At 65.8% G+C, this 8104-nt stretch carries 7 protein-coding genes; 4 read left to right on the top strand and 3 right to left on the bottom strand.

The genetic code is table 11. The annotated features are described in order from the left end of the window. Window positions 1–468 (top strand): response regulator (locus AC1DMG_RS17550; protein ID WP_477180839.1); only part of this gene is annotated, 468 nt, incomplete at its 5' end. Between the two features lie 120 nt (window positions 469–588). On the opposite strand, the gene AC1DMG_RS17545 is transcribed toward AC1DMG_RS17550, so the two are convergent. Together AC1DMG_RS17545 and AC1DMG_RS17540 are read right to left on the bottom strand one after the other, a co-directional pair. Further along, window positions 589–1011 (bottom strand): DNA polymerase III subunit chi, encoded by a 423-nt coding sequence (locus tag AC1DMG_RS17545; RefSeq protein ID WP_441604940.1) that lies wholly within the window; start codon window positions 1009–1011, stop codon window positions 589–591. Window positions 1012–1172: 161 nt separating this feature from the next. Then, entirely contained in the window at window positions 1173–2660 is a 1488-nt protein-coding gene (locus tag AC1DMG_RS17540; protein WP_441604939.1) for a leucyl aminopeptidase, read from the bottom strand. Between the two features lie 198 nt (window positions 2661–2858). On the opposite strand from AC1DMG_RS17540, the gene lptF reads away from it, so the two are divergent. After that, window positions 2859–3956: an LPS export ABC transporter permease LptF gene (gene lptF / locus AC1DMG_RS17535; protein ID WP_441604994.1), complete on the top strand. Its 1098-nt coding sequence runs from the start codon at window positions 2859–2861 to the stop codon at window positions 3954–3956. Then, window positions 3956–5056 (top strand): LPS export ABC transporter permease LptG, encoded by a 1101-nt coding sequence (gene lptG / locus AC1DMG_RS17530; RefSeq protein ID WP_477180838.1) that lies wholly within the window; start codon window positions 3956–3958, stop codon window positions 5054–5056. Before lptF ends, lptG begins: the two co-directional genes overlap by 1 nt. Before the next feature lie 64 nt (window positions 5057–5120). Here lptG and AC1DMG_RS17525 read toward each other — a convergent pair whose 3' ends face one another. Continuing rightward, on the bottom strand, window positions 5121–6884 hold the full coding sequence (locus tag AC1DMG_RS17525) for a glucan ABC transporter ATP-binding protein/ permease (protein ID WP_441604937.1): 1764 nt from the start codon (window positions 6882–6884) through the stop codon (window positions 5121–5123). Between the two features lie 153 nt (window positions 6885–7037). Here AC1DMG_RS17525 and ltaE point away from each other — a divergent pair, with 153 nt between their 5' ends. Further along, a complete protein-coding gene (gene ltaE, locus AC1DMG_RS17520; protein ID WP_441604936.1) occupies window positions 7038–8051 on the top strand; it encodes a low-specificity L-threonine aldolase in 1014 nt (337 codons plus the stop codon). The last annotated feature ends 53 nt before the right edge of the window (window positions 8052–8104 follow it).

Genomic DNA, 8104 nt, shown 5'->3' with positions numbered 1-8104 from the left:
TTACACGTGCGCCTGCCGCTGCCGGTGACGCAGGAGCCGCTGCCCGCGACGACGCAGCGCGGCGATGGCCTCGAGGCATTGCCGCTGCGCATCCTGCTGGTCGAAGACGACGTGATCGTCGCCGCCGTGATTCGCGGCCTGCTCGAACGTGCGGGGCACGAGGTGCGCTATGTCGGCAATGGTTTGGCGGCGTTGGCCGAGCTTGCCCAGGCACCGTGCGATGTGATCCTGCTGGATCTGGACCTGCCGGGCATCGATGGTTTCCAGATCGCCCGGCTGATCCGTCAGCGCGAGGCATCCGAGCAGCGCACTCCGATCGTGGCGATCACCGCGCGTTCGGGCGGCGATGAGGAAGCGCGGGCTCGCGAAGCGGGCATGGATGGCTTCCTGCGCAAGCCGCTGACGGGCGAGCAGCTGCAGGATGCGATCAACCTGCAGATGGCGGTGCACGCGTCGGTCGACGACTGACGCAATGGATTCTCTGTGGGAGCGCACCCTGTGCGCGACAGGCACCCATGGTGAGGCAACGCTACGTAGCTGCCGTCGCGCACAGGGTTCGCTCCCACAGGTGAATGCCGTGGCGCGGCATCACATATCGTGCTTGCTCACCTCAAACTGCCGCCGCCTGTATTCGGTCCACCGCGTGCGCGAACCCTCGCGCTCGGCCGGATCGGCGGGCACCACTTCCAGCACGCGGTCGTAGCGGCCCGGCGCACACTCTTCGCGCAAGTTGATCAGCATCGGGCGATCGGGCGTATCGATGCCGGGTGGCACGATCAGCACGGCAGTCGTGTGGTCGTCGTCGTCACCGGCGATCTGGTGCGTGATAAAGCCGTCCGGATCAAACTCCCACAGCAACTCGTCGATCGCCTCGGCTTGCGCAAAGTCGCGCGCCAGCACCAGGGTGGGTTGCTGGGCGGCGTGCGCGCGCTTGGCCAGCTCGCACACGAGCAGCAGCGGTTGCTCGCGGAAGCGCGGCTTGTCGATCAGGTAGAAATCGGCGCGAGGCATAGCGGGAGCCTTTCAAATTTCGTCATTCCGGCGCAGGCCGGAATCCAGTGACGTCGGTATTCGATTGTCGCGATATGCTCAGTGCATTCAAGCGCACCGGCGACAGCCGACCAATACGGCTGCTGGATTCCGGCCTGCGCCGGAATGACGGCAGTGATGGTTTACGCGGCGCGGTCAATCAGCCACTGCACCAGCAGCGACACCGGGCGGCCAGTGGCCAGGCCCTTGCGGCCTTCGTCCCACGCGGTGCCGGCGATGTCCAGGTGCGCCCAGCGCTGGCCCTCGGTGAAGCGCGCCAGGAAGCAGCCTGCGGTGATCGCGCCCGCGTTCTTGCCGCCGATGTTGGCGACGTCGGCAAAGCCCGATTCCAGCTGCACCTGGTAGTCGTCCCACAGCGGCAGGCGCCATGCGCGATCGAGCGTGGTTTCGCCGGCGGCGATCAGCTCGGCGGCGAGGTCGTCATGCTTGCTCATCAGGCCGCTGGCGTGCTTGCCCAGCGCGATGACGCAGGCGCCGGTCAGCGTGGCAGCATCGATCATCACCTTGGGCTGGAAGGTCTGCGCGGTATAGGTCAGCGCATCGCACAGGATCAGGCGGCCTTCGGCGTCGGTGTTGAGCACTTCGATGGTCAGGCCCGAGAGGCTCGTGAGCACGTCGCTGGGACGGTAGCTGTCGCCATCGGGCATGTTTTCCACGGCCGGCACCACGCACACCAGGTTCACCGGCACGCCAAGCTTCACCGCGGCGACGAAACTGCCGAGCACGCCCGCGGCGCCGCCCATGTCGAACTTCATTTCTTCCATGCCCGGGCCGGGCTTGAGGCTGATGCCGCCGGTGTCGAAGGTGATGCCCTTGCCGACGAAGGCGTACGGCTTGTCGCCTTCCGTGCCGCCCTTGTATTCGAGGATGACGAGCTTGGGCTTGTTGGCCGAGCCGCGGGCCACGGCCAGCAGCGAGCCGAAGCGCAGCTCTTCCATCTTCTCGTGATCGAGCACCGTGCAGCTCACCTTGTCGTGCTGCGCAGCGAACTGTTCGGCCTGCGTGGCGATATAGGCGGGGTTGCAGATATTGGGCGGCAGGTTGGCCAGCTCACGGGCGAAGCGCACGCCTTCGGCGATGGCCGTGGCCTGGGCGAGGCCGGTCTTGGCATCGTCGGCGCCGGCAAAGGTGATGGCGGCCAGCTCAGGCTGCGCGGACTTCTCGCGCGGCTTGAAGGTGGCGGTATAGCGGTAGGCGGCGTAATCGGCGGCCAGGGCGGCCACGCGCACGCGCCAGGAGGCATCGTGACCGGGCACGTCCACCTCGGTGAGGTAGGACACCGCGCTGTCCAGCGGCAGGCGGCCCAGGGCGCGCGCGGCTTCGATATTTATCTTCTGATAGCGTGCACCGTCGAAGGTCTTCTGCGTTCCCAGACCCACCACCAGCACGCGCTTGGCTGCCACGCCCTCCGGCGCGAACAGCACGGCCGTGGTGCCGGCCTTGCCGTTGATGTCCCCGCTCTCGACCTGGCGCTTGATCGCGCCGTGCGCAGCGGTGTCCACGCGGGCGGCGGCACTGGTGAGCAAACCGTTCTCATAGACGCCGACCACCACGCAGGGGGTTTCGACGGATTCGGGAGCGGCGGAGCCAAGGCTGAACTGGAGAGTCATGGAGAAGTCCTACGGAAAGGTCCGGAAAGGCCCGGACAGGCTAGACTTGGGGATTGCCGCGCCCGGGGCGGGCCGGCGCCAAGCCCTTCATCTTATCGCATGTCGAGAAACTGTCCCTCCAACCCGTACACTGCGCAGTCGTTTCTCCTCCCGTGCGACGCGCGCGGGTTCGACCCTGCCTGAGGACCGGTTCTGAGCATCCTCGATCGTTATTTCCTGCGTGAGCTGGCACAAACCGTGGCCGCTACCGCCATCGTGCTGCTGGCCGTCATGGCCGGCACTTCGTTTGCGCACGTCCTGCAGCAGGTGGCGAACGGCAGCTTCCCGGCCAGCGTGATGTTCCAGGTGCTGGGCCTGAACATGCTCGACGGCCTGTCGACCCTGCTGCCGCTGGCGGCCTTCCTGGGCATCCTCAATGGCCTGGGCCGCATGTACCGCGAGAGCGAGATGCATGTGTTGGCCTCTTCCGGCATGGGTCCCGACGGCTTGCTGCGTCCGGTGTCCATCCTTGCCGTGATCTTGGCCATCCTGGTCGGCATCGTGGCGCTGTGGCTGGGCCCCTGGGCCGCACGCACGTCCGACCAGCTGGTGGCGGCCGCCAACCGCTCGGTGATTGCCGCGGGCCTGGACGCCGGGCGCTTCACGCCGCTGCCGGGCAAGGGCGGCATCATCTTCGTCGACGAGCTCAGCCGCGACGGCAGCACGCTGGGCAACACCTTCATTGCCACCGAGCGCATGGGCCACGACAACGTGCCGCACCTCAAGCTGGTCACCGGCAAGCACGGCCAGCTGTATCAGGAAACCGACGGCAGCGGCCGCTTCCTCGCCTTGTGGAACGGCTTCCAGTACGACATCCCGCTGGGCGCGGACAACTGGCGCAAGATGAAATACGAGCGCAACGACGCCTCGCTGGACAGCATCCAGTCCGATGAGGACGCCGAAGATCCCGCGCACTCGATGACGCTGGCGCAGTTGCTGCGCACCGACAACCCGGACACGCGCGCCGAATTCGCCTGGCGCAGCATCGCGCCGGCGATGACCCTGGTGCTGCTGGCGCTGGCCTTGCCGCTGTCGCGCCAGAGTCCGCGCGAGCCGCGCTTTGGCCGCATGTTCCTGGCCATCCTCACCTTCTACTTCTACTACCTGTTGCTGGCGATTTGTCGCGGTCAGATCGTCAAGGGCCACTGGCACCACTCGTTCCCGATGTGGATGGTCACGCTGCTGGTGTTTGCCGTGGCGGCACGCATGTTCAAGAACCAATACTCGCCGCGTAAACCGCGCAAGGCAGGTGCCTGATGGCTGCATTGCGCATTCGTCGCGTCGACTGGCTGGTCGGCACCACCGTCCTGGGCGCCATGCTCACCGTGTGGCTGGTGATCACCGGTCTCGATGCGGTGTTCCAGTTCCTGCGCCAGCTCGGCAACGTGGGCAAGAACGGCTACACGGTGACCAACGCCGTGGTGTACGTGCTGGTCACCTTTCCGCGCCGTCTGTACGAGATGTTCGGCAACGCGGCGCTGATCGGCGGCCTGCTCGGCCTGGGCGGCCTGGCTGCCACCAACGAGCTCACTGCGTTGCGCGCCTGTGGTCTGTCCAAGCTGCGCATTGCCGCGTCGGCGGTGGGCGTGGTGGCCATCCTCGTGGTCGGCGTGGTGATTCTTGGCGAAACCGCGGCACCCTGGGGTGACCAGCAGGCGCAGGCCATGCAGTTGCGCCTTAAATCCAACAACGTGGGCCTGGGCGGCGAGTCCGGCCTGTGGGCACGCGATGGCGATCGCATCATCAATGCCAAGGGATGGRTGGCCAAACACACGGCAACGCACAGCACCGTGCAGTTGCATGACGTGCGGGTGTTCACGCTCACGCCGGACGGCCAGGTGAAGCGCTTCGACTGGGCGCAGACGGCCGAACACGATGGCCACCAGTGGGTGATGAGCAAGGTGCGCAGCACCACCTTAGACGATGCCGGCACGCACTCCACCACCGCCGACAGCCAGACCTGGGATTCCAAGCTCAATCCGCAGGTGCTGGAGCAGTCGGTGATCCAGCCGCAATACCTGCCCATGCGCGACCTGCGCCGCAACATCACCTACCTTGAGCAGAACGGCCAGAATCCGGGCGTGTATGCCTCAGCGTTCTGGACGCGCGCGCTGTATCCGCTCAACGTGCTGGTGCTGGTGTTGCTCGCCATGCCGTTCTCGTTTGGCACTTTGCGCTCGGGCGGCCTGGGCAAGCGCATGTTCATCGGCATGCTGCTCGCCATCGGCTGGTACTTCCTGCAGAAGGCGATGGTGAACTTCGGCACCGTCTACGGCGTGCCGCCGCTGGTGGCCAATGTGCTGCCCGCCTTGATCCTGGCGGTGATTGCCTGGGTGTATTTCCGAAAACACGGCTGACGTGGCGCCGCCCGGCATGGGCGGCAGATCCCCGCCCCGTCCTGGTCGTGGCCATCACACTTGGCTAAGCGCCGGTGGCGGCGGAATCGTCCGGTGCATCCGGCGCGAACTGGCCTTCCTGGGCGAGGCGGGCGAATAGTCCGCCTTGGGCGATGAGCTCTGCAAAGCGCCCCTGTTCCACCAGCCGACCCTGGTCCAGCACCAGGATCAGATCGGCGTTGCGTACGGTCGACAGGCGATGCGCGATCACGAACGTCGTGCGGCCGACGGTCAGCCGATCCAGTGCGCGCTGGATGCGTGCCTCGGTGGCGTTGTCGAGTGCACTAGTGGCTTCGTCAAGTATCAGGATCGGTGCGTCCTTCAACATCGCACGGGCGATCGCCAGGCGCTGACGTTCGCCGCCCGAGAGGGAGCGCCCGCGCTCGGCGACCAGCGTTTCCAGACCGGCGGGCTTGCGTGCGATGAACGCGGCTGCTTCGGCTGCGGCAACCGCGGCGTCGATCTGGCCGGGCTCCGCTTCCGGATTGCCCACGCGCAGATTGTCCAGGATCGAGCGATAGAACATGCCGGCGTCCTGGAACACCACGCCGATGTTTTGCCGCAGCGACTCCAGCGTGACATCGCGGACATCGTGGCCATCGACCGTCACCCGCCCGGCGCTGGGATCGTAAGCGCGATACAGCAGGCTCAACGCGGTGCTCTTGCCCGCGCCGGTGGGGCCGACCAGGGCGATGGTGCTGCCGGGCGGCGCGCGGAAATTCAGCTCATGCAGGGCTGGCTGCACCGGGTCGTAGCCAAAACTGACCTGCTCGAATACCACTTCGCCACGCACGCGGGGCAGGGCGATGGCCCCCGGGCGATCGGCGATCTCGGACTGGCGGTCAAGCACGGTGAAGAAATCGCGCAGCGACTGCGACTGGAAGAACAGGTTCGACAGGAAGGTGGCGAATTGCTCCAGCCTGCCGATCAGCAGCATGGAGAAACCCACGAAACTGACGATGCCGCCCACGCTGATCTCGCCACGCGAGTGCAGCGCTGCGCCCACCGCAAAAATCGCCACGATGGTGAGCGTGCTCGCCGCACGATTGAGCACCGAAAGTATCGCCCAGCCGCGCAGCACCGGATATTGCGCATTGAGCGTGCGCGTCATCAGCTCGTGCAGCGCGCGCGATTCGGCGGCCAGTCGCGTGAAACTCTGCACCACCGTCACGTTGCCGAATACATCGCCGGCGCGCGTCGCGATCTCGTGGTGCAATTCCTCCACTTCGCCTTGTGCCTTGTGCGTACGCTGCACGGCGACGGCGTTGAAAATCGAGAAACACAGCAGCAGCGCAATCATCAGCAGCGCCAGCTTCCAGTTGATCCACAGTGCCACGGGCACCATCACGAAGATCGACAACAACGTAGCCAGGTGCTCGCGGAAGAAACTCAGCCAGAGATTGAACAGGTTGCTGACGCCCACGTTCATGATGCGTGACAGCCGGCCCGTGTGGTATTCGCCGTGGAACGACATCGGCATGGCCGCGGCATGTTCGAAAAACAATGCGATCGCGGCGAGGCGTCGGCGATGCGCGAGCCGGTCCGCATGCAGCGACACCCACACATTGGCCAGCACGCCGGCAAAGCCCACGCCGGCCCATAGCGCGATCAGGCGGGGCGCATTGCCGGCCTGCGTACTGCCCAAGGCGTCAACCACGCGGCCAAACAGCACCGGCTCAAGGAAGAACACACCGGCCAGCGCCAGGTTGGCCAGCGCCAACGTGATTGCCAGCTTCTTTTCGGGAGCCAGCAGAGCAATCACCCGAAGATACAGACGCAGGAACGACATGCCGTCGCCTCGATCGGCTCGCGTCCCCGCCGCATGCGGAGACCCGATGACAAGGCTAGCCCAAGCCGCCGTGGCCCGTCAGGCTCGCCGCCTTTGATTCTGCCAAAGCGAGCGTTCAAACTCGGGGTCTGATCCAGCTACCGGAAGTCCATCGTGGAACTCATCGACCTGCGCAGCGATACCGTCACCCGTCCCACCCCGGCCATGCGTGAGGCCATGATGCAGGCCGCCGTGGGCGATGACGTCTATGGCGAAGATCCTACGGTGAACGCCTTGCAGCAGCGGCTTGCGGCGGATCTCGGCTTTGAGGCGGCGCTGTTCGTGCCCACCGGCACGCAATCGAACCTCATCGCACTGATGTCGCATTGCGAGCGCGGCGATGAGTACCTGGTGGGTGCCGATGCGCATACCTACAAATTCGAAGGTGGCGGCGCCGCCGTGCTCGGCTCGATCCAGCCACAACCGATTCCGCACGACGTGGATGGCAGCCTGCCGCTGGACAAGCTCGCCGCGGCGATCAAGCCGGTCGATCCGCATTTCGCGCGCACGCGGCTGCTGGCGCTGGAAAACACCTGGCATGGGCGTGCCTTGCCGCTGGGCTACCTGAAAGCGGCTCGCGATTTCGCGCGCGAACGCGGGCTGGGGTTTCATCTGGATGGTGCCCGCTTGTTCAATGCCGCCGTCGCCAGTGGCGTGCCGGCTCGCGAGATTGCCGGTCTGTTCGACAGTGTGTCGGTCTGCTTGTCGAAGGGCCTTGGTGCGCCGGTGGGTTCGGTGCTGGTCGGCTCGGCGGCGCTGATCGACAAGGCGCGGCGGTGGAAGAAGGTGACCGGTGGCGGTTGGCGTCAGGCTGGCATGCTTGCTGCTGCTGCGCAGTACGCGCTGGATCACCATGTGGAGCGTCTCGCCGAGGATCACGCTCGCGCGGTGATGTTGGCGGCGGGGCTGGGTGACCTTCCTGGCGTGAAGCTGCTGGGGCAGCACACCAATATGGTGTTTATCGATGTGCCTGCCGATCGGCTGCGGGAATTGGACGTCCATTTGAAGCAGGCGGGTATTCGCATCAGCATCGGGTATTTGCCGACGTTGCGGTTGGTGACGCATCTGGATGTTGATGATGAGGGGGTGGCGCGGACGGTGGCGGCGTTCCGGCAGTTTTTTGCCTGATTCTGCGGGTGCCGGCGATTTTCTCCCTCTCCCCGCCGGGGAGAGGGTTGGGG

The sequence above is a fragment of the Dyella sp. 01N36 genome (genome assembly GCF_056399745.1).
This window is presented reverse-complemented; position numbering and strand designations above follow the sequence as displayed.